Here is a 21,355-nt window from a genome sequence, read left to right as displayed (position 1 = left end):
CTACGATTTGAGCTGTTTTTTAAGGCTGGAATAGGCCTATCAAATAATGGCAAGCGACATTGTTTTTTTATTGAACATAGGTACTATACGCCGCTCGCGCGTACGCGAGGTATATAAGTAATAACTGTGTCTGAGGTTCCTGTCGTGTCTATCACTCCGCTAAATCGTAAATTCTCTGTCGCTCCAATGCTGGATTGGACAGACCGCCATTGTCGCTACTTTTTACGATTAATGTCTAAGCACACACTTCTCTATACAGAAATGGTAACCACAGGCGCGATCATTTACGGCAAGGGTGACTATCTGGGTTACAACCAAGAGGAACACCCTGTTGCTGTCCAACTGGGCGGAAGCGATCCGTCTGACATGGCCAAGTGTGCTGAGCTATCACAAGCGCGCGGTTATGATGAAGTTAACATAAACGTAGGTTGTCCAAGTGATCGAGTTAAGAACGGTAGCTTCGGTGCCTGCTTGATGGCCCAGCCAGAGGTGGTAGCAAGTTGTGTCAAAGCCATGCAGGCTGCGGTAGATATTCCCGTTACGGTAAAGTGCCGTATTGGCATTGATGATATGGACGAAGATGAAGACTTCGCTCGTTTCATCGATACCGTGGCAGATGCCGGATGCGATACCTTTATTGTTCACGCAAGGAAAGCGTGGCTACAGGGATTGAGCCCAAAAGAAAATCGCGAAATTCCGCCGTTAAACTATCCGCGGGTTCATAGACTTAAACAGGCTCGCCCTGAATTATCTATTAGCATAAATGGTGGGGTTAAAACGCTAGAAGAAACCCAGCAACAGCTAGAACTTGTTGATGGCGTTATGGTAGGGCGTGAGGTTTACGCCAATCCTTACATTATGGCTACCGTAGATAAAGAGATTTTCGGAGATACTGAAGCTCAGAGCATGTCACGACGAGAAATTGTGCTGAAAATGCAGCAGTATATTGAACGCCAAGACGATCCCTATTTCAAACCCTGGCATGCAGCTCGGCATATTTTGGGTCTTTATCAAGGGCAAGCGGGTGGACGTATTTGGCGTAGATACTTAAGCCAAAATGGAACAGGAAAAAATCCAGATCCCAATCTGCTGCTAAATGCGCTAGACGCTGTAGAAAGTGCACAAAAGGAAGTCGCTGCGTTTAATAGTCAAAAAGACTAACGATTTAGTAATTTTGACCAAAGTTTAATATTTGTTCAATTCTTAAAAGCTCGCTGTCTCGCGAGCTTTTTTATTTAAATTTATATATATCAATTCCTTAACTGTTTTTAAAGGAGTTGGCACAGCTCTCGCAATCCTCTAAGTATCGCAACAACGGCGTGTTGTTGCACTGACTAACTTCAGAGGGAAATTATGAAAACTTCACTAATCGCAGCAACTTTACTGACAGCAAGCATGGCAAGCAGCGTAGCAAATGCAGAAGAGTCAGTGCTTCAAACGTTTTTAACTAATGTAGTTTCAAACGCAGTGGCTACCACATCACAGGAAATTAAGGCTGACGTGTACCAAGCAGTAGCAAACGCAACGTATCACTTTGAGCTAAGCCCACAAGAAGCGCGCGGAAGTGGTAAGGTCAGCGTGACTGATTTAGTTGTCGCTACCCCGTCTGAAGGTAGTTCTACAGAACAAGATGCCGACTAATTCGATATTGGTATCTAGCAAAAGCGCCGAAAGGCGCTTTTTTTGTGCGTGTAGCACAGTGACTTAAACATTAAAAACGCAATAAACAGGGTTGGTCAAATTAACAAATTTGTTGGTTAAATACGCTAAAAAATTGTATTTGGTTGCTTGGTGAACAGTTGGTAATTTCCGGAATTAAATTAAAATCATTTAAAAACAGTGCCTTAAATAAATGGCATGGTGATTGTAATAGTTAGAGTGTTGAGGAGAACTCAGTCAGCGGTAACCAGAGGTCAGCGTAACTAAGAATAAGTGCTGGAAACCACAACACTACTTTTAACGGAGAAATAATCATGGGTATGTTTTCGCGCATTAACGATATTGTTCAAGCAAACATCAATGCAATGTTAGATAAAGCGGAAGATCCTGAAAAAATCATTCGTTTGATTATTCAAGAAATGGAAGAAACCTTAGTTGAGGTTCGCACTGATGCAGCGCGCTTTATTGCTCAGCAGAAAACCCTTGCACGCCATATGGCATCAGCAAACAAAGAAGTGGAAGGGTGGCAGCACAAAGCACAGATCGCAATGAATAATGACAAAGAGTCATTGGCTAAAGCCGCACTAATCGAAAAACAAAAGTATGTTGCAAAGCTAGCTTCTCTTGAAGAACAAGAAGCGCATATTGCAGAAAGTATCGAAAAAATCCAAGGCGATACTGCGCGCCTGAACAGTAAGTTAGCCGAAGCAAAAGCCAAGCAAAAAACGCTGGTTCAACGCAAGCATTCAGCGCAAACACGCTTAAAAGTGAAGCAAGCTGATCACGAAGGAAAAATTGATGATGCCATGATGCGCTTTGAAAGTTACGAGCAGCGCATTGATCATCTAGAAGCGCAAGTTGATGCGTACGACCTAACAAAGTCGAATGAAGCAACGTCACTGCAGGCCGAGTTCGATGCAATGGAAGCAGATGAAGCTATCGAAAAGGAATTGGCTGAACTTAAGAAGAAGAAGGTCGCGTAGGCGACCTTGAGAGCCGCAGCCCGCATTGTAGATATCGAAGTAAGCATTTTTGGAGAAGATGATGAAAGTACCATCACAAAAACGAATTTATAGAGACCTTGATTCTGGAATCATTTCAGGTGTGTGTGCAGGAGTTGCACGTTATTTTGATATAGATGCAGTATGGGTTAGAGCGGCAGCTGTAGCAGGCTTGTTCATCGCTACGCCTATTACGCTAGTGGCTTATATTGCAGCCGTTATCTTATTACCGAGATTAGTGTAATGAAAAACTTTCTGATTGCATTGGTCATCGCCATTATTTTGGTGAATTGTTTAGGCAGCTTAGTAGATAGCTGGTTGGGTATGCACTTAATCATGTCAGATGAATTGCTAAGTCCTTGGGAAAACGTAGCAGTGTTATCGCTAGTCGGCGTAGTCCTCGCTATCGTTGGATTCGTTGTTGCTGTAAGCGTTATGGGCACAATTCTTTTAGCGCTAGGCGCAGGATTTTTAGCATTATTAGTGGTGGGAGTAAGTGCATTTTGGCCAATTATACTTATCGCGATAGCGCTATATGCTTTGAAAAATCGAAACTCTGCCGCTTATAAGCAGCAAAATGACCGAAATATGCACCATAATGTATAATCATCATAATTTTATTTAAGTTGTGTTAACGTAGTAAAAGATGGTGATATAAAGACGACCGTCACAAAGGTTTCGCATTTTTCACATAGTATTAAGACTACAAATAGCTGACCTCCGTCGGCTATTTGTTATTTAAAAGGAAGGTTGGTGTTATATGAGACAATCTATTAACTCAAAACGGATAGCGATTGTCGCTGTAGTGATAGTTTTACTTTTCTGGCTAATAGGATGGTATTGGAGCCTATCCCCAGACACGTTTGATGTTAGACAACGTTTAAAGCAAAACTCGCCTGTTGAGAATCCAACTAATATTGCGGGTTACACATTAACAACAACCATGATTGATGTGTCGGAAACCTTACTTGATAAGCCTGGTGGATATCTTTCTAACGACATTACGCCTCCTGGCATCTTTTTAGATAACATGCCCGCATGGGAATTCGGTGCGCTGGAAATGGTGCGAGACCTTGCACTCTCTATGCGTAAAGACTTCAGCCGCTCTCAATCCCAGTCTATTGAAAATCCATACCTTACAAAAGCTCACCCTAAGTTTAATATGGATCACAAAAGCTGGGCGTTGCCTTCTTCTGAATCGAGTTACTCTGACGGTATAGAGCTTCTAAAAAAATACCGTGACGAGCTAGCGAATACCCGAAACACCGACAGTCAGTTTTATACTCGCGCAGACAACTTGCGCGAATGGTTGAAACAGGTAGAAAAACGGTTGGGCAGTTATTCACAAAGACTTAGTGCCAGCGTAGGATCGGCTAGATTGAACACTGATCTGGCGGGTGACTCGAATGCAAAGCAGTCTTCTCCTGTAGCCAGCCAGCGTGTAGTTAAAACGAGTTGGTGGAAACTAGACGATAATTTCTATGAGGCACGCGGTGCTACGTGGGCTTTACTTCACTTTCTAAAAGCCGTGGAAATTGAATTTTACGACGTATTGGAAGATAAGAATGCATTGGTTAGTCTTCAGCAAATTATTCGTGAACTGGAAGCGACACAGCAGTCGGTATTCAGTCCAATGATTTTAAATGGTAGTGGATTTGGCATGTTAGCGAACCATTCTTTGGTAATGGCAAACTATATTTCTCGTGCAAACGCTGCTTTAATTGAACTTTCAGAACTTCTTAATCAAGGATAATTAATGAAAAAGGGTCTTATAGCTGCCGCATTGGGATGCGCATTAGTTTCAGTTTCATCTCATGCAGACACTATCGCAGGCGTATATGTTGGAGCCCAAGTATGGCAAACCGACACGCAGGGCGGGTTTGCTGATAGCAACAACACCGCTGACTTTAACTTTGATGATGAGACCAATACGGCGCTATACATTGCCTTTGAGCATCCGGTACCGTTTTTACCTAACGTAAAAGTAAATCACACGACATTAGATAACTCGGGCACCACAACGCTTCAGTCTGAATTCACTTTCGACGGCGAACTGTTTACTGAAAGTACCACGGTTAATACAGATGTAGAGCTTGATGCTACAGATTTCATTTTGTACTACGAGTTATTTGATAACGATTTAGTGAGCTTTGACTTAGGTGTTAATGCAAAGTACATCGACGGCGCACTGTTCGTTGTGGATAGAGCGAGTGACACAAGCGGATCTGCAGAATTCTCTGGTATTGTTCCAATGGCCTACTCAAAGGTTCAGCTAGGTTTACCGTTTACAGGTTTATCAGCATACTTTGAAGGAAGCTATTTGTCGTTCGACGACCATGAGCTTAGTGATTATCAAGCTGCAATTCAGTACTCGTTTATTGAAAGTTTAGCGGTTGATATGACGCTTCAGGTGGGTTACAGAAATGTAACGGTAGATATTGAAGACCTTGATGATGTGTACGCTGACATGGAATTTGATGGTGTATTCGCAGGGCTAGAACTTCACTTCTAAGCCTCAACTACGGATTTTAAAGGGCGGGGCTGCGATTGCAGCCTCGCCCTTTTTATTGCTTCTCGCCCAAATTCAATTGTGTTATTACCTATTCGCACAGTCATTAGCACTTTCAGTAATAAAAAAGTTTCATTTATTCTTTTCTCTTCTTGAAGAAAGCCGTTAGCCTTAGCGCCATTGATAAAAGGCTAAAAGACTATGTCACAAGATTCTAATTCGAACTCAGCGCCAGGCGCGGTATTAAACGAACAGCAGTGGAATGCAATAACGCAAGCCATTGCAGGCTTAAATCGTGAGCAACTTACTTGGGTAAGTGGTTATGCTGCGGGCATGGCTGCTGCACAAGGTGGTTCGGTTGCACCAATGATGCAAGGCACTCCTGCAGTAGCGGGTGACGCGCCAACGCTTACTATTTTGTACGGTTCACAAACCGGTAATGCAAAAGGTGTTGCAGCGCAGTGTCAAGCGAAAGCAGAAGAAGCGGGCTTTAATAGCAAGCTGGTTAGCATGGCAGATTACAAGCCACGTAACTTGAAAGCAGAAACTCACGTTGCGGTATTTGTTAGTACCCATGGTGAAGGTGATGCACCAGACGATGCTATTGAGCTACATGAATTCTTGGCTGGCAAAAAAGCCCCAAAGCTTGCTGATACCAAATACGCAGTTTTGGGTTTAGGTGACAGTAGTTACGAGTTTTTCTGCCAAACGGGTAAAGACTTTGATGAACGCTTAGGTAAGCTTGGCGGTAAAGCTATTGTAGAGCGTCTGGACTGCGACGTTGATTATGAAGCGGAAGCCGAAGCATGGCTGAGCAAGCTCATCGACTCGCTAAAAGACGATTTCAGTGCAGCTCCGCAAGCAGCGGTAGCGGCGCAAACTGGCGCGGCAGTGCAGGGTGTAGCAGCGCAAACTTACACCAAGAAAGCGCCGTTTAAAGCGACCTTAATTGACGCACAAAAAATCACAGGTCGTGATTCTGTTAAAGATATACGCCATATCGAAATAAGCCTTGAAGATAGCGGAATTACCTATAAGCCAGGTGATGCGCTTGGTGTATGGTTTAAAAATGCAGCATCTCTAGTGTCAGAGCTTATTAGTATCTTGTCATTAAACGGCAATACAGAAGTGTCTGTGGCTGACGCGACCATGTCACTCACCGAAGCATTAACGTCGAAGCTTGAATTAACTTTAAGTTATCCTAATTTCATTAAGTCATATCAAGAGGCGACAGGCTCTGAATCATTGGCTACATTGATGGAAGATAAAGCGCAGCTGCGTACCTACATGGCCGAACGTCAAATTATTGATATTGTGCGCGACCATCCGGGTAAGTTGTCTGAACAACAGCTTGTCGATGCTTTGCGACCGCTAACGCCTCGCTTGTACTCGATAGCATCAAGCCAAGCCGAAGTGGAAGAAGAAGTACATTTAACCGTAGCTCACGTTGACTATGAAGCGTTTGGACATCGTCATCAAGGCGGCGCATCTGGCTTTTTGTGTGAATATCTAGAAGAAAATGGCGACGTAGAAGTGTTCGTAGAAAGTAACGATAACTTCCGTTTGCCCGCTGATCCAAATACGCCAGTGATCATGGTCGGTCCGGGTACGGGTATTGCACCGTTTAGATCGTTCATGCAAGAGCGTGACGTACAAGGTGCTGAAGGCAAAAACTGGTTGTTCTTTGGCAACCCACATTTCACGCAAGATTTTCTATATCAAGTGGAATGGCAAGGCTACGTTAAAGAAGGCCTGCTAGACAAAATTACGCTGGCATTTTCTCGTGACCAAGAAGAAAAAGTATATGTTCAGCACCGTTTACTAGAAAACGGTAAAGAGGTGTATGAATGGCTAGAGCAGGGCGCACACTTCTATGTGTGTGGCGATGCAATGCACATGGCGAAAGATGTAGAGAACGCCCTAATTAGTATTGTGCAAGAGCACGGCGGTAAATCTGAAGCCGATGCAAAAGCCTATGTTGTAGAGTTACGTAAAGCGAAACGTTATCAGAAGGATGTCTATTAATGAGTAACGAAAAATCACCATTTATCGTTGAGGGCAAACTGGCTGACAACGAGCGTTTAAAGCGTGAAAGTAATAATTTGCGTGGCACCATCACTACCGATCTTAAAGATGATCTTACTGGTGGTTTCACCGCTGATAACTTCCAGCTTATTCGCTTTCACGGTATGTACCAACAAGACGATCGTGATATTCGCGCTGAGCGTGCAAAGCAGAAACTTGAGCCGCTTCACAATGTGATGTTGCGTGCCCGTTTACCTGGTGGTGTTATTACGCCTGACCAATGGTTAGCGATTGATAAGTTTGCAGCCGATCACACCATGTACGGCAGCATTCGTTTAACAACCCGTCAAACTTTCCAGTTTCACGGTGTGTTAAAGCCTAAGATTAAGTCCATGCACCAAATGCTAAACAAGGTAGGCATCGACTCTATTGCTACGGCAGGCGATGTAAACCGAAACGTACTATGTACGTCAAATCCGGTTGAATCTGAGCTTCACCTTCAGGCATTTGAATGGGCGAAGAAGATAAGTGAACACTTACTACCTAAAACCCGCGCGTATGCTGAAATTTGGTTAGACGGTGAAAAAGTTGAAACGACTGAAAAACCTGTAGAGCCTATTTTGGGTGATAACTATTTACCGCGTAAATTTAAAACGACGGTGGTGATTCCTCCGCAAAACGATGTAGATGTTCACGCGAATGATCTTAACTTTGTTGCGATTGCTGAAAATGGACAGCTAGTTGGCTTTAACGTACTTGTCGGTGGTGGTCTTGCAATGACTCACGGCGACAAGAGCACGTACCCGCGTAAAGCCTCTGATTTCGGATTTATTCCGCTTGAAAACACGCTAGACGTTGCCGCAGCGGTTGTAACAACTCAGCGTGATTGGGGGAACCGTGTTAATCGTAAGAACGCGAAAACCAAATATACGTTAGAGCGTGTTGGGGTAGACAACTTTAAGGCTGAAGTTGAAAAACGCGCAGGCGTGACTTTCCAAGACAGCCGTGCGTATGAATTTACGGGCCGTGGCGATCGCTTTGGCTGGGTTGAAGGTATTGACGGTAAATATCACCTGACCGTATTTATTGAGAACGGTCGTATTTTAGATTACCCAGGTAAAACGCTAAAAACAGGCTGTGCCGAAATTGCGAAGATCCACAAAGGTGATTTCCGCTTAACGGCAAACCAGAATTTGATTATTGCCGGTGTAGCGCCGCAAGACAAAGACAAAATTGAAGCATTAGCCCGCGAACATGGCTTAATAGCGCCATCGATTTCTAACCAGCGACTTGACTCAATGGCCTGTGTTGCATTGCCAACCTGTCCGTTAGCCATGGCAGAAGCTGAGCGCTACTTGCCGGATGCCGTTACGGAGCTAGAAGGTTTGCTTGCCAAACACGGATTGGAAGAAGATAGCGTAATCTTCCGTGTAACAGGCTGCCCGAATGGCTGTGGTCGCGCGATGTTGTCTGAGGTTGGCTTAGTAGGTAAGGGCCCAGGCAAATACAATTTGCATTTGGGTGGAAACCGAGAAGGTACACGTATTCCACGTATGTATCGAGAAAACATAAGCGAACAGGAAATCATGGCAGAACTAGATTCACTGTTTGGCCAGTGGGCCAAAGATCGTGAAGCGGGTGAAGCCTTTGGTGATTATGTTGTTCGCGCTGGTGTTGTAAAACCAGTAGTAGACTCCGCACGGGATTTCTATGACGAATAATACAGCGATTAAGCAGCAACCACTAACGCTTGATATCAGTAAGGAAGCCCTTGCTGATATCAATGAAACGTTAGAGAAAATGACAGCGCAGGAGCGAGTAGCTTGGGCGCTGGACAACTTGCCTGATACTCATATTGTGTCTTCAAGCTTTGGAGCACAATCGGCGGTTATGCTGCATATGCTTACCCAAGCACAACCGGATATTCCTGTTGTGCTTACCGACACAGGTTACCTTTTTCCTGAGACGTACAAGTTCATTGATGAACTTGTAGAAAAGCTCAATTTAAATTTGCACGTGTACAGCGCAGAGATGTCTTCTGCGTGGCAGGAAGCGCGCTTTGGCAGACTTTGGGAACAAGGCATCGAAGGTATTGAGAAATACAATAAGATGAACAAAGTTGAGCCAATGCAGCGCGCCTTACGTGACATGAAAGCAGGTACGTGGTTTGCAGGTTTGCGTAGAAGCCAATCAGATACCAGGGGAAAGCTTCCAGTTCTACAAAAAGTAGGGCAGCAGTTTAAACTTTACCCGATCATTGATTGGAGTAACAAAGACTTACATTACTACCTGAAAGATAACGACTTGTCTTATCATCCGCTTTGGGAGCAAGGATATGTATCCATCGGTGATTGGCATACCACGCAGTCGCTCCAAGAAGGGATGAGTGAGCAAGACACGCGCTTCTTTGGTTTGAAACGCGAGTGTGGATTGCACGAATTTGGTGACGGTATTTAACTCACGTTAAATACCTCGCCTAACACCGACTTAATGCTGGTTAAATACGCTTCATTAGGCGACTTAGTCACTAATTTATACAGCTCACTGCCAATCGAAGTGAACTTGTAATACACCAATGCAACCCCCGACGTTTTACTGGTTAATGAAATATTTTCATTTACGCATCGCCAGGTTACTTGCTGACCTTCATTGTATTCGGCGCTTTCAATTTCGCTGGTATAAATCAACTTCATCTCTTGCAAAGACAACAGATCAGGGTAACTCAACCCTACGTTGGCTAAGTTAATTTGCTCAGGAACAGGGCGTCTCAATAGTGAAAGCAAGCCTTTGCGTTTGTGATACCCCACAAGAATACGCGGGACCGCATCGTTATTTCTTCTACTCGCAACATTGACAGCCTTATTGAATACTTGTGCATCCCTGTGCGTTAGCGTCTTTAATAGCTGTAATGTACGAAGGGAAAAACTGCCCGGGCGAGCCACCTCAACGGCAAAAATCTTTCCCCATAATTCCTGCATGGGTGGGCTGTAAATTTCCTCAGCCATGGTACTAAATGCGAAAAACCAGTCGGGATCAAGATTATCGTTAGTTTGTTCGTTGATCGTCACATTTAATGCTATATTTAATACAGCTTGAAGATTGCTCGCTTTTTGGGTTTCTAATATTTGTTTTCTTCTTTCTAGTGCATGCTTTTGCTTTTTAGGATCAGGGGACATCATAGAGGGGCTTATACCCACTCTGGCAAACCAGGAAAGTATGCGTTGGCGACTAGCATCGGTTTTCACTGCGTTGCTGGCCGCTTTTTCAGCCGCAGGCGATTCGGCTGTCACCTTTACAGTCTTCTCTTCCGTTTCCTGTGGTTTTTTTACCTCAGGGGAAAAGTGCTGGGATGTAATCTTCATAAATGCTTAAATGATCGAATGTAAAATGGCATGTAACATGAGAGCACTATTGCATTGCGTAACCCATTTATCAATGTAATCGTTGCCTTAATACAATGAGTAGCGCATTCTTGTTTTGTTTGTATCGAGGAAATGAGCGGTAATGTCGGCAATGGATTATGATAACGACGAATTAATTTTTTTAGATGATGATGGTTCAGTTGAAGAGCAAACCTTATTGGGCAAAGACTGGAACATTCTTATTGTCGATGACGATGAAGAGATTCACACCGTAACGCGTCTCGCGCTATCTGATCTCATCGTAAACGATCGCAAATTAAACTTCATCCACGCTTATTCAGCAAAACAAGCCAAAGAAATGCTGCACGAATATGGCAACAGCATTGCCATAATTTTACTTGATGTCGTTATGGAGACTGATGACGCGGGTTTTGATGTTGTTAAATACATCCGCGAAGACATGAAGTTAGTTGAACCTCGAATTATCTTACGTACGGGACAGCCCGGCTACGCGCCTGAAGAGCAAGTCATTAAAGTTTACGATATCAATGACTACAAAACCAAAACAGAACTTACTCGCGCCAAATTACTAACTACTATCATTTCCTCACTACGCTCTTATCAGCAAATTGTAACGATTAGTCAAAGCCGTGCTGGTTTAGAGAAAATAATCACCTCTTCAGCGAACTTGTTTGAAGAACATTCGGTGAAAGAGTTTTGCGAAGGTGTAGTTACTCAGATTAGTTCGCTTATTGGTTTAGATTCCGAAGGTTTATTGTGCGCAAGAGCGGGTTCTTTGCTAGACCGAGAGGACGAAGAGGTTTACGTGCTTGGCGCTGCGGGTGAGTATGCGAAATTTATAAACCAGCCTGTGTTCACGCTTAAAAACCTTGAAATTGAAGAAAACATTAGTCGGTGCCTACGTCTTAAAAAGCACATTTTTGAGCCCAGTTGCTCTGTGCTGTATATCAGCCGCGCTGGTTTTGAAGCTGCCGTATTTGTTCGACAAACCCACGAGATTAGTGAGCTAGACAAGCACTTACTTGAGGTTTTTCTATCCAGTATTTCAGTGGGATACGAAAACGTTAATCTTTTCCATGAATTAAGAAATGCGGCGTTCAGAGACTGGTTAACCCGTCTGCCAAACCGCAATGAGTTTATCAATATGCTCGATAAACCTCATTTGTTTGCCGGAGAAAACTATAGCGTAGCTCTTATCGACGTAAATCACTTTTCCGATATAAATGATGGTTTAGGGCAAGAAGTCGGCAACGAATTGTTGCGAGCTATTAGCGATCGCTTTCAATCTTCTTTCGATAGCATAGTGAAAAAAGGCCGCATAGGTGCTGATGTATTTGGTCTTATTGGTCCTGACGATCTGGTATGCCCCAAGTCCATTAACAACATTTTCCAGTCTTCATTTCAGGTAGGTGATCACACCCTTCCGGTGAATATAACACTTGGATTGTGCAAGTTAGACAATAAACGCCACATCGGCATTGAGATTTTAAAGCGCACGAATATTGCGTTAAACCGTGCTAAGAAAAATCTAACAGATAACTTCGAATATTACGCCAAAGATATTGAAGATCAGACGACTTGGCGCCTAGATATGATTCGCCAACTCCGAAGTGACTTTGCAGCAAGAAAGCTGGAGCTGTGGTTTCAGCCGCAAGTGGGCTTACTGAATGAAAAAGTTGTTGGCATGGAAGGCTTACTACGCTGGCCCAATGGTGAAGGGGGATACATTTCTCCCGCCGTGTTTGTACCACTTGCTGAGTATTCAGGTCTTATCGTTGATATCGGTGAATGGGTGCTAGAAGAGTCATGCCGTCGTCTTCAGGAATTGAAAGAAAAAGGCTACGGCCATCTAAGAGTTGCCGTTAACATCTCTATTCCGCAGTTCCGCGACAGGTTATTTGTAGAAAAAGTTAAGCAGGCACTATCTAACGCCAACTGCGACCCAAGCCTGTTAGAGCTAGAAATAACAGAAAGCGTGGTGATGGATGAGCCGCAAATTGTAATAGATGCATTGCGTTCGTTAAAAGAATTTGGGGTGAAAATAGCCATTGATGACTTTGGAACAGGCTTTTCCTCCATGAGTTATCTACAGCAGCTTCCGTTAGATCGATTGAAGGTCGATCGTTCTTTTGTCAAAGACATTAAACCGGGTGCAAGCGCAGTGCTTGCTGAGACAATTGTGACTTTGGGGAACAAGCTAGGCTTATTGACTATTGCCGAAGGCGTAGAAAAAAGAGAGCAGGCGAGTTACATGATAAAGCTTGGATGTGACGAAGCACAGGGCTACTTGTACGCGAAGCCTATGCCGTTCGATGCGCTTTTAGCGTTTCTTGAAGAGCACGACTAAACTTTTAATACAGATTTGACAGTGTCTCGCAACTTGGGAAGGATATCTAATTCAAACCAAGGGTTTTTAGCGAGCCACCTGTTGTTTCTTCCTGACGGGTGGGGCAGTACGAAATGTGTTTCAGTCGGACTGCGTACAGCTTCAGTTAACGTTTTGTGTTGCGGTAAATAATACTGTTGCGAGTAACGTCCCACGTAAAGCGTTACTTCAGGTTTTAAATAAAGAAGAAAGTCATTATGCCAAGCGGGAGCACATTCTTTTCTTGGCGGGGCATCGGCTCCATTTTTATAACCTGGAAAGCAGAAGCCCATTGGTAGCACCGAAATTAAGCTAGGGTTATAAAAGGTCTCCCTCGAGACAGACAACCAATCGCGTAACCGATCTCCGCTGGGATCATCAAACGCAATGTTGCGTTCATGAGCTTTCAACCCCGGTGCTTGCCCAATAATAAGCACTTTAGTTGATGGTGCAGTGCTAAATATGGGGTTGGGTTGATGCGGTAGGTGAGGGGCACACAGTCTACAATTTCTCGCTTTAACCACCAGTGCATCGTGGCCTTTCACATTTTTCTCCAAATATTTCTCTTTGTCATACTTTTGTCACAAAACTATGATCTCAGTTTGACTATCTTATGTATATACAGTATGTTTAATAGTGACAGTAGTAGACTGTAACACAGGAGAAGAAACATGCGTAAAGTAGTACTAACCCTAGCTCTATCAGCGGCCTTTGGTATTGCGCATGCGGAATCTGGTGATAACCAGCTTTTCGATTGCATGGATGCGAAAACATTCGAAATGAATAACCAATGTATGTCTGACAAAATCGGCAATAACATTCGTTTCCGTGATGCACAAGCAAAGTTGATCGACATTGCAAGCGATAGTCAGGGTGACTACGCCATTGCAACAATGACGTTCGATCAAGAAAATATGCACATCGACATCGTAGCACATAAAGATTCGCTTAACGCGCTTGCTGCGAACCGTAACTAATTTCTTAGTTAACGCATATTAAGCCGGCGACAATCTCGCCGGCTTTTTTGTGTCCGTTAGAAAATTCTATTAAGTCCATTAATAGCAGCAACTCGATAAGCTTCTGCCATGGTTGGATAGTTAAACGTAGTGTTAACGAAGTAATCTATGGTATTGCCTTCGCCCTTTTGCTGCATGATCGCTTGGCCGATGTGAACAATCTCGGAGGCACGTTCACCGAAACAATGAATGCCCAAGATTTCTTTAGTTTCGCGATGAAACAAGATTTTCAGACTTCCTGTCTGCGTTGACGCGATTTGGGCTCTGGCCAAATGTTTGAACTGAGCTCTTCCCACTTCATAAGGCACTTTTGCTGCAGTAAGCTCTTGCTCTGTTTTACCAACAGAACTTATTTCCGGGATGGTGTATATGCCTGACGGAATATCTTCTACCAATGCCGAATGTGTTTTTATGCCAAGCATAGCTTCAGCGGCAAAGCGACCTTGGTTATAAGCCGCAGATGCTAAACTTGGATAGCCAATGACATCGCCGACTGCAAATACATTGTCTACGTCAGTTTGATAATTTTCATTAACCTTGAGTTGGCCTCTGCCATCGGCTTTTAAACCAATATTCTCGAGTTTAAGTGTATCTGTATTACCCGTTCTTCCGTTAGCAAACAAGAGACAATCTGCGCGCATACGCTTGCCCGACTCTAAGTTTAAAATAACCGAGTCATCGGTAGCTTCAACCGAAGAATAGGCCTCATTGTGCCGGATGAGTACGCCATTGTTCCACAGGTGATAACTGAGTGCGTCTGATATCTCGTCATCAAGAAATGACAGTAAGCGATCGCGCATGTTAACGAGGTCAACTTTTACGCCTAGTCCTCTGAAAATACTGGCATATTCAGAGCCAATGACCCCAGCGCCATAGATAATTATTGATTTGGGATCGTGATCTAAAGATAGGATAGTGTCTGAGTTATAAATACGCGGGTGATTAAAGTCGATGTCTTTAGGACAATAAGGACGCGACCCTGTGGCAATAGCAATTTGGCCTGCAGTGACAGTATCTTTAGAGCCATCTTTACGGGTTATCTCTAACGTATGCGCATCTACGAAACTGGCTTCGCCGTGAAATAGCGTCACACGATTTCTGTCGTAGAAAGAAGAGCGAAGTCGAGTTTGGCTTTTTACCACACCGCTAGCATGGCGCATGATGTCAGAAAACGTAAGACTCTTACTTAAGTGGTTGTCGGCAAACAAGGGAGAAGAGTTATATTCAATAAGACGACTTACTGAGTGACGAAGCGCTTTCGATGGAATGGTTCCCCAATGGGTACAACCCCCTCCCACTGCCTCGTAGCGCTCAACAACCGCCACTTTTTTTCCGGCTTTGGCAAGCTGCATTGCAACGCCTTCTCCACCAGGACCTGTGCCAATAACGATAGCGTCGTAATGATACGACGGGGCTTTGGTTTTTTGCTTCGTTGCCATCTTACTTTCCCATGTTGTTACTTTTGTAATGCGATGTCACCACTAGGTTAGCCGTAATACAAAATGAATGATTCTGGTTTTAGTATAACGACCTTATCCAACTATAGAATAAAAAAAAACCACATAAGCAGACACTTATGTGGTTTTTAGCGTTCAAACGTATAAAAGAGGGCGTTAATTTACGCCATTTGCAATGACAAACTATGTAACTGTGTCCATTTCTCTTTCTGTACAGCAAATGCGTGTTTCAGCTCTTTGTACTTGTATGCAAGCTCAAGCCCTTCGATACTGCGCTTTAGGGTGCGTTGTTTAACGCGCATAACACGTTTTTTCGTGGCGTAGTATTCACTCATGCGCTGCATTAACAAGTCGTATTCTTCTTGAATGGTATGCATCATTTCTTCAGCATTAGGCAGTAGCGATACTTTTTCACTTGCTCTTTGCAGCTGCATTGCTGCTAACGCTTTCTCGATGCGCTCTTCTGGCACTTTGCGAAGGTTGGATGTCAGTCCTACCAGTGATAATCCCTTAATAAGCCATTTTGTAGGATCAAACTGATACCAGCGAATGCCATTACGATAGTCGTACTCAAAGATGTGATGGTAATTGTGATAACCTTCACCAAAGGTAAAAAACGCAAGAATACCGTTATCTCGTGCTGTGTTCTTATCGGTGTAAGGCTGGCTACCCCAAAAATGAGCAAGAGAATTGATAAAGAAGGTTACGTGATGCACTAGCACCAGGCGAAGTACACCGGCTACCAAGATCATGCCTAATACGTCACCATTTAAATAGCCCAGAAGACCTGTGATACCAAAGTTGGCCGCCAGCACGATGGGCAAATAGTAGTTATGCTGCCACATCACCACTTTATCTTTTTGAAGATCTTTACAGTTACTGTAGTCATCGTAACGTTTGGCCTGATACTCACGCAACATCCAGCCGATATGCGCAAACCAAAGCCCTTTCTTGGCAGAGTAGGGGTCTTTGTCGTTATCATCAACATGACGATGATGAACGCGATGATCTGACGACCAGTGCAAAATACTATTTTGCAGCGCCATAGCGCCACCAATCGCAAGGATCACACGAACAACCACATTGGCGTCGTAAGTTTTATGCGACCATAAGCGGTGGTAGCCGGCAGTTATAGACATACCGGTAAAGTAAAATAGGAATATAGCCGCACCGATTTCTGCCCAATCGATGCCTTGATACGCCACCCATAGCGGCACACCAATAAACGCAATTGCGCCAGATATAATAAATACCAGCACATTAGTAAGGATAAGAGGAGGTTTTTTCATTTTATACAACTTGGCTTACAACTGTTCGCTAATTTATCGTTTTACGAGGCTTCAGGCAAGCAAAACCCAGATTAGTTCTGCTTACATGTGTAAAGTTTAATTATAGTAAAGCTACGCTGAAGCGCTCGTTAATTGTGGCTTTTTCCGCTTAATGCTTGTTTATAAAAGAGATGATTCTGTTTCTCTTTCCCCACTGGTGTGTGTTGCGATAAACTACACATGCTAGTCTTTGATGTACGAAGTTTGATTGCGTTAATGGCTATACAGATGACGTAAGGGCTTCAACCCTAAGCGCTAAAAATCATCAAGCCGTTTAGAGCTAATCAACCTATGGTGCGAATGTGAGTCGACAAGAACAGAAATTAAAAACCCGCCAAAATATCATTCATGCTGCGTTTTCTTTGCTCGATGAAAACCGCAGCTTATCTGCAATCAGCTTGCGTGAAGTTGCCCGAGAGGCAGGTATAGCACCTACGTCTTTTTATCGACACTTCAAAGATATGGACGAATTAGGTTTAACGCTGGTGGATGAAGCCGGTTTAGCATTGCGGCAGCTTATGCGTCAGGCAAGGCGGCGTATAGCCTCTGGAGGTGGCGTAATACATACTTCTGTTGAAACCTTCATGGAATTTATTGCGGCAAATACAAACGTATTTCGTTTATTATTACGCGAGCATACTGGTACGTCGTCGGCTTATCGGTTGGCAGTATTTAGAGAGATTCAACACTTCATCGACGAGTTGACCGACTACATTATTGAACAGCAGGGCGTAGAATACTCATGCGCGCAGCTTCAAGCTGATGCTATGGTTAGGCTCGTATTCAGTGCAGGTGCTGAAGCACTAGAAGCTGATGATAAGCTTCGCCGCGAAATTGGTGAGAGAGTGAAAGCACAGCTTCGCTTCGTTCAAGTAGGTGCAACGCAAAAAAGCGTATAATTGAATTAGTGGCGATTGGCCTTTTAAGTCCACATCGTTTGCTCTAATCAAAGCCACCTTATTCTAATATGTCTTCATAGGCCTTTGTGACTCCAAAGGCCTTGTCAATTTTTACCAAAACTAGCTTTTGCGTGTAAGTAAAACGCCAGCCTCAATGTGATGAGTAAACGGGAATTGATCGAATAATGCCGATTGAGCAACGTCGTGAGTTTCACTTAAAAGCTCAAGATTTTGCGCCAACGTTTCAGGGTTACACGAGATATACACGATATTATCGTAATCCTGAATCATTCTAAGCGAGTCTTCATCCAACCCAGCTCTTGGTGGATCGACCAATACAGTTGTGAAATTATATGTACTTAGATCAATGCCTTCTAAGCGACTAAACGTACGTTCACCTTTCATAGCCTGAGTGAATTCTTCAGCGGCGAGTCTTACGATCTTCACATTATTAAGCTGATTTTGTTCAATATTAAACTGCGCAGCTTGTACAGAGGGCTTGGCTATTTCGGTCCCCACAACATTATCGAAGTGAAGCGCTAGCGGCAGTGAGAAGTTACCTGCACCGCAATACATCTCCAGTAAATCGCCAGAGAGCGGCTTTACGCAATCTAGTGCCCATTCAATCATGCTACAGTTCACTTCGGCATTGGGCTGAGTGAAGCTATTTTCGATATGCTTAAATATGAATTCTTTGCCATTAACGGGTAAGCGCTCAATAACAAAATCGTTGTCGATAATAAGCTTTTGTTTTCTCGCACGGCCGATGATGTTTACTTTCGGAAAGTGAGCCTCGAGTTTCGCCTTTAATTCTTTTGCAGCCTCTTGCCACTTCTCATCTAGTTGACGATGGTATAAAAGGCTGATGACAAGCTCGCCAGATAGTGCAGAAAGATAATCGATTTGAAAAAGCTTCTTTCTTAGCACTTCATTTGGTCTTACTTCTTCAAGCAACAGCGCCATAGCATCGTTTATTGCTTTACAAGCAGGAGGAAAGCTATCTACGCGGTACTTTTCTTTTGTTTCCTGGTTGAACATGATGTGAAACAAATCATCGCCTTCATGCCATACTCTAAATTCGGCGCGCATACGGTAGTGCGTTGGTTGCGATGGAAATACGGTTAAGTCAGGCGCATTGAACGGAGAAAGTAACGCAGTAAGACGTTCTACTTTTTCGTCCAACTGAGCTTGATAGCGTTGTTGTTCGGTCGCGGTCATAAAATTCTCCATTCAATATTGAGGTCGCGAATTGTAGTCCCTTATAAAATAACTGCAACAAGCTCTATCTACTTCTGCATTATTATTAGGAACGAACTAGTAAAAAAGCTGTATTAAAATTAAACAATACTGATTCTTTGCCGATAATAAGATTGAGGATAGTGAGGATCAAATTATGAACGTGGGTCAAATTAAGGCTTTTATGGGCGACCAGAAGGTCGATCAAAAAGCAGATCAAAAGGCATCAGTTCACCCGAACGAAATGTTGAAAAAGCAGTTACAGCAAGACGGATTGCAGCAAGCGGCTGAGTTTTCTAAACAACAAGCGGCATCAGTATCTGTTTCCAGTAGCCAAACTAGCATCGGCTTACGTGTGGTGAGTAGCAGCCTTAACCAAGCGTTGGTCATAGATGGCCAAAAGCCACAAGAAGCCAAAGAGAAAACCATTGAAGATAAGTCGAACAGTTTGTTCGACTTTGAAAAAGTTGCCAGAAACGTACTTAAGTTCGTAGGTGGCGTCATTAGAGGTGCGGCAAACGGTGGTGCCAGCGAAGAAAAGCTTAATGGCTTATTTAGCCAAGCGAGAGAAGGCGTAAGCCGTGGATTCGCTATGGCTGAAAAAGACCTCGCTGGTTTTATGAATGAAGAGATTGAGCAAGGGATGACAAAAAGCCGCGATCTCATCGATACAGGAATAAACGATCTGGAAACTGACATATTTGGTCGACAGCAGCCGAACGCTGTAACGCTTTCGTCCTTAAACGCGGTAGCTGCATCGGATGAGAAAAGCGGAAGCTTGCTGATTCGAACTAAAGATGGCGACGAAGTGAGTTTTAGTTTTGAGAGTCTTCGCTCGTTCCAAGCGTCTCAACAACTTAATTTCCAAGCACAGGCATCTCAGGAGCAATCAGGCGGTAGTGACGAGCAAGGCGATAACAATTTTTCAACGTCATACCAACAACAAACTTCGTACCAATACTATGAGCGAAGCGGTATTAGCTTTTCATTGAAAGGCGAGCTTGATGAAGATGAGTTAGAGTCGATAGCTGATTTGGTTGGTCAAGTTCAGGATCTCGCCGACACCTTTTACAGTGGTGACATCGACAAAGCATTTGAAGAAGCGTTAAGTTTAGGCTTTGACGATAAAGAGTTAGTTGGCTACGCGTTACAGTTAAATAGAACAACACAGACCGAAGTGCTAAAGACGTATGAGAACATCCAACATTACAATGAAGACAAAAGCGATAATTCGAAGTTTGGGAATGTGGTTAGCCCTATAGCGCAATATCTAGAAAAGATGATGGATACTTTTGCTAATGCCGAAAGTACGTTAGGAAGTAACGAAGACTATAATACCTTAATAGGTGGGTTGATTAATGAGATGAAAGACGTGCAAGTGCCAGATCTTGTATCTGCTATAAATAGGTTTCATGCTTTCAATCAAACGTTACTTAATGGACTTCCTCAATCTGCTGAGACAAGTGAATAACTATTTATTTACTAATATAAAAGCCCGGTAGCGAAAGCTAGCCGGGCTTTTTTTATAGCCTTTAAACCGTACGTAGAATTACGCGTGTTCGACTTTGTCCTTTGCAGGGCGAACTTTTAGCGTTCGTTCCTGGAAGATTGAGTCGTTGGTTTTATCGATAACACTGTTTAGGTCGTCTGTTACAACCTCGATAAAACCGTATCCTTTTCTTTTTCCAGTTTTACGATCCTTCATTAAGCGAACCGACTGTACTTCAATAAAGCTACTGAAGTATTCCTTTACAGCGTTCTCGTTTGCTCTATAAGGCAAATTACCCACATATAAAGTTTCTACTGATCCGTCATTAGAATGTGCTCTGGCATCTGAGGAAGATGGACTTTGAATAAGAGACGCTAGCCAAGGAGTAACGATACCGCTGATCAGCAGAGCTGCTGAGACGGTCAGTGGAACATGGACGTTTAAACTAGCAGAAGAAAATAACAAGTAACCTGCAATTGCAAAAATAGCGCTAATAACAGCGCATCGAATAAAGCCTACTTTCATATACCTACCTTTCTATTGTTTATTATGGTGTTGGAGGCTGTATATAGTTTACTCATTTGTAACAAATTGAACAATAAAATGTGAAAAAACTAGTCTAAAGATGGATTGAGTCGCTAGAAATGATGCAGAAATGAGCGGTTAACACCAAAAGTGGCTTAAAAAGCAAAAAAATCCAATTTAAGTGTTGATCTTTCACAAGAGGTATCTATAATGCGCTCCACGTTCTGAGGGGGCTTCGAGAAAAACAAAGCCAACTCAGCAACAAGTGCGAAACCAAGTTTTCAAACAAATAAAAAGTTTAAAAACATGGTTGACATCGAAAACAAACGATGTAAAATGCGCACCTCACTCGAACAGGGTGAGTCACTAAGAAGCAACGGCTTCTGGTGAATGTTCTTTAAAAATTTAGACAAGACAATCTGTGTGGGCACTCGTTAAGAGTGTCACAACGACGATTCATATT

The 21,355-nt window shown here is 43.4% G+C and carries 20 protein-coding genes; 14 read left to right on the top strand and 6 right to left on the bottom strand.

The window, feature by feature from the left end:
- Positions 1-126: 126 nt before the first annotated feature.
- From dusA to QME20_RS15160, 10 genes are all read left to right on the top strand, one after another.
- Complete coding sequence (gene dusA, locus QME20_RS15205) at positions 127-1,161, top strand: tRNA dihydrouridine(20/20a) synthase DusA (protein WP_075177889.1); 1,035 nt, start codon at positions 127-129, stop codon at positions 1,159-1,161.
- Between the two features lie 192 nt (positions 1,162-1,353).
- Positions 1,354-1,641, top strand: coding sequence for a hypothetical protein (locus tag QME20_RS15200; RefSeq protein ID WP_049588678.1), 288 nt, complete (start codon positions 1,354-1,356; stop codon positions 1,639-1,641).
- A 332-nt stretch (positions 1,642-1,973) separates the two neighbouring features.
- Positions 1,974-2,642: a phage shock protein PspA gene (gene pspA, locus QME20_RS15195; protein ID WP_014950724.1), complete on the top strand. Its 669-nt coding sequence runs from the start codon at positions 1,974-1,976 to the stop codon at positions 2,640-2,642.
- 61 nt (positions 2,643-2,703) lie between these two features.
- Entirely contained in the window at positions 2,704-2,904 is a 201-nt protein-coding gene (locus QME20_RS15190; RefSeq protein ID WP_014950723.1) for a PspC domain-containing protein, read from the top strand.
- Positions 2,904-3,266 (top strand): hypothetical protein, encoded by a 363-nt coding sequence (locus tag QME20_RS15185; RefSeq protein WP_014977415.1) that lies wholly within the window; start codon positions 2,904-2,906, stop codon positions 3,264-3,266. The genes QME20_RS15190 and QME20_RS15185 overlap by 1 nt, the downstream gene beginning before the upstream one ends.
- 154 nt (positions 3,267-3,420) lie before the next feature.
- Positions 3,421-4,413 carry a DUF2333 family protein gene (locus QME20_RS15180; protein ID WP_014950721.1) on the top strand — a complete coding sequence of 331 codons (993 nt, stop codon included), beginning with the start codon at positions 3,421-3,423 and terminating at the stop codon, positions 4,411-4,413.
- A 3-nt stretch (positions 4,414-4,416) separates the two neighbouring features.
- Positions 4,417-5,172 (top strand): TIGR04219 family outer membrane beta-barrel protein, encoded by a 756-nt coding sequence (locus QME20_RS15175; protein ID WP_014950720.1) that lies wholly within the window; start codon positions 4,417-4,419, stop codon positions 5,170-5,172.
- A 198-nt stretch (positions 5,173-5,370) separates the two neighbouring features.
- The gene (locus QME20_RS15170) at positions 5,371-7,194 is read left to right on the top strand and encodes an assimilatory sulfite reductase (NADPH) flavoprotein subunit (RefSeq protein WP_168463627.1); all 1,824 of its coding nucleotides are present in this window, start codon (positions 5,371-5,373) and stop codon (positions 7,192-7,194) included.
- Complete coding sequence (gene cysI / locus QME20_RS15165; RefSeq protein ID WP_039227383.1) at positions 7,194-8,915, top strand: assimilatory sulfite reductase (NADPH) hemoprotein subunit; 1,722 nt, start codon at positions 7,194-7,196, stop codon at positions 8,913-8,915. Before QME20_RS15170 ends, cysI begins: the two co-directional genes overlap by 1 nt.
- Positions 8,905-9,651, top strand: a complete 747-nt coding sequence (locus QME20_RS15160; RefSeq protein ID WP_049588677.1) for a phosphoadenylyl-sulfate reductase — start codon at positions 8,905-8,907, stop codon at positions 9,649-9,651. Before cysI ends, QME20_RS15160 begins: the two co-directional genes overlap by 11 nt.
- Here the strand turns inward: QME20_RS15160 and QME20_RS15155 are convergent.
- Positions 9,648-10,484, bottom strand: a complete 837-nt coding sequence (locus tag QME20_RS15155; RefSeq protein ID WP_049588690.1) for a TIGR03899 family protein — start codon at positions 10,482-10,484, stop codon at positions 9,648-9,650. The genes QME20_RS15160 and QME20_RS15155 overlap by 4 nt on opposite strands.
- A gap of 214 nt (positions 10,485-10,698) precedes the next feature.
- On the opposite strand from QME20_RS15155, the gene QME20_RS15150 reads away from it, so the two are divergent.
- Entirely contained in the window at positions 10,699-12,924 is a 2,226-nt protein-coding gene (locus QME20_RS15150; RefSeq protein ID WP_168534063.1) for an EAL domain-containing protein, read from the top strand.
- Here the strand turns inward: QME20_RS15150 and QME20_RS15145 are convergent.
- Positions 12,921-13,499 carry a uracil-DNA glycosylase family protein gene (locus QME20_RS15145; RefSeq protein ID WP_168534061.1) on the bottom strand — a complete coding sequence of 193 codons (579 nt, stop codon included), beginning with the start codon at positions 13,497-13,499 and terminating at the stop codon, positions 12,921-12,923. The two genes, QME20_RS15150 and QME20_RS15145, sit on opposite strands and share 4 nt — an antisense overlap.
- Positions 13,500-13,613: 114 nt before the next feature.
- On the opposite strand from QME20_RS15145, the gene QME20_RS15140 reads away from it, so the two are divergent.
- Entirely contained in the window at positions 13,614-13,919 is a 306-nt protein-coding gene (locus QME20_RS15140) for a hypothetical protein (RefSeq protein WP_014950713.1), read from the top strand.
- 56 nt (positions 13,920-13,975) lie between these two features.
- Here QME20_RS15140 and sthA read toward each other — a convergent pair whose 3' ends face one another.
- A complete protein-coding gene (gene sthA, locus QME20_RS15135) occupies positions 13,976-15,397 on the bottom strand; it encodes a Si-specific NAD(P)(+) transhydrogenase (RefSeq protein WP_014950712.1) in 1,422 nt (473 codons plus the stop codon).
- A gap of 179 nt (positions 15,398-15,576) precedes the next feature.
- Positions 15,577-16,704 carry a fatty acid desaturase gene (locus QME20_RS15130; protein WP_014950711.1) on the bottom strand — a complete coding sequence of 376 codons (1,128 nt, stop codon included), beginning with the start codon at positions 16,702-16,704 and terminating at the stop codon, positions 15,577-15,579.
- A gap of 341 nt (positions 16,705-17,045) precedes the next feature.
- Here QME20_RS15130 and fabR point away from each other — a divergent pair, with 341 nt between their 5' ends.
- Positions 17,046-17,642: an HTH-type transcriptional repressor FabR gene (gene fabR / locus QME20_RS15125; protein WP_076011080.1), complete on the top strand. Its 597-nt coding sequence runs from the start codon at positions 17,046-17,048 to the stop codon at positions 17,640-17,642.
- 120 nt (positions 17,643-17,762) lie between these two features.
- Here fabR and trmA read toward each other — a convergent pair whose 3' ends face one another.
- Positions 17,763-18,860 carry a tRNA (uridine(54)-C5)-methyltransferase TrmA gene (gene trmA / locus QME20_RS15120; RefSeq protein ID WP_081099447.1) on the bottom strand — a complete coding sequence of 366 codons (1,098 nt, stop codon included), beginning with the start codon at positions 18,858-18,860 and terminating at the stop codon, positions 17,763-17,765.
- A gap of 175 nt (positions 18,861-19,035) precedes the next feature.
- Between trmA and QME20_RS15115 the strand changes: the two genes are divergently transcribed.
- Positions 19,036-20,349 (top strand): DUF5610 domain-containing protein, encoded by a 1,314-nt coding sequence (locus QME20_RS15115; protein WP_281716194.1) that lies wholly within the window; start codon positions 19,036-19,038, stop codon positions 20,347-20,349.
- Positions 20,350-20,427: 78 nt separating this feature from the next.
- Here QME20_RS15115 and QME20_RS15110 read toward each other — a convergent pair whose 3' ends face one another.
- Positions 20,428-20,892 carry an RNA-binding protein gene (locus QME20_RS15110; RefSeq protein WP_239241625.1) on the bottom strand — a complete coding sequence of 155 codons (465 nt, stop codon included), beginning with the start codon at positions 20,890-20,892 and terminating at the stop codon, positions 20,428-20,430.
- Between the last annotated feature and the right edge of the window lie 463 nt (positions 20,893-21,355).

It is taken from the genome of Alteromonas sp. CyTr2 (assembly GCF_947311905.1).
GTDB lineage: Bacteria > Pseudomonadota > Gammaproteobacteria > Enterobacterales > Alteromonadaceae > Alteromonas > Alteromonas macleodii.
Note: the sequence above shows the minus strand (reverse complement) of the source record. Positions and strands in the feature narration are given on the sequence as shown.

Bases quoted from the DNA above. Each gene is read 5' to 3' on its own strand.
- QME20_RS15200 (WP_049588678.1), top strand. From the start codon at position 1,354: ATGAAAACTTCACTAATCGCAGCAACTTTACTGACAGCAAGCATGGCA.
- pspA (WP_014950724.1), top strand. From the start codon at position 1,974: ATGGGTATGTTTTCGCGCATTAACGATATTGTTCAAGCAAACATCAAT.
- QME20_RS15190 (WP_014950723.1), top strand. From the start codon at position 2,704: ATGAAAGTACCATCACAAAAACGAATTTATAGAGACCTTGATTCTGGA.
- QME20_RS15185 (WP_014977415.1), top strand. From the start codon at position 2,904: ATGAAAAACTTTCTGATTGCATTGGTCATCGCCATTATTTTGGTGAAT.
- QME20_RS15180 (WP_014950721.1), top strand. From the start codon at position 3,421: ATGAGACAATCTATTAACTCAAAACGGATAGCGATTGTCGCTGTAGTG.
- QME20_RS15175 (WP_014950720.1), top strand. From the start codon at position 4,417: ATGAAAAAGGGTCTTATAGCTGCCGCATTGGGATGCGCATTAGTTTCA.
- QME20_RS15170 (WP_168463627.1), top strand. From the start codon at position 5,371: ATGTCACAAGATTCTAATTCGAACTCAGCGCCAGGCGCGGTATTAAAC.
- cysI (WP_039227383.1), top strand. From the start codon at position 7,194: ATGAGTAACGAAAAATCACCATTTATCGTTGAGGGCAAACTGGCTGAC.
- QME20_RS15160 (WP_049588677.1), top strand. From the start codon at position 8,905: ATGACGAATAATACAGCGATTAAGCAGCAACCACTAACGCTTGATATC.
- QME20_RS15150 (WP_168534063.1), top strand. From the start codon at position 10,699: ATGTCGGCAATGGATTATGATAACGACGAATTAATTTTTTTAGATGAT.
- QME20_RS15140 (WP_014950713.1), top strand. From the start codon at position 13,614: ATGCGTAAAGTAGTACTAACCCTAGCTCTATCAGCGGCCTTTGGTATT.
- sthA (WP_014950712.1), bottom strand. From the start codon at position 15,397: ATGGCAACGAAGCAAAAAACCAAAGCCCCGTCGTATCATTACGACGCT.
- QME20_RS15130 (WP_014950711.1), bottom strand. From the start codon at position 16,704: ATGAAAAAACCTCCTCTTATCCTTACTAATGTGCTGGTATTTATTATA.
- trmA (WP_081099447.1), bottom strand. From the start codon at position 18,860: ATGACCGCGACCGAACAACAACGCTATCAAGCTCAGTTGGACGAAAAA.
- QME20_RS15115 (WP_281716194.1), top strand. From the start codon at position 19,036: ATGAACGTGGGTCAAATTAAGGCTTTTATGGGCGACCAGAAGGTCGAT.
- QME20_RS15110 (WP_239241625.1), bottom strand. From the start codon at position 20,892: ATGAAAGTAGGCTTTATTCGATGCGCTGTTATTAGCGCTATTTTTGCA.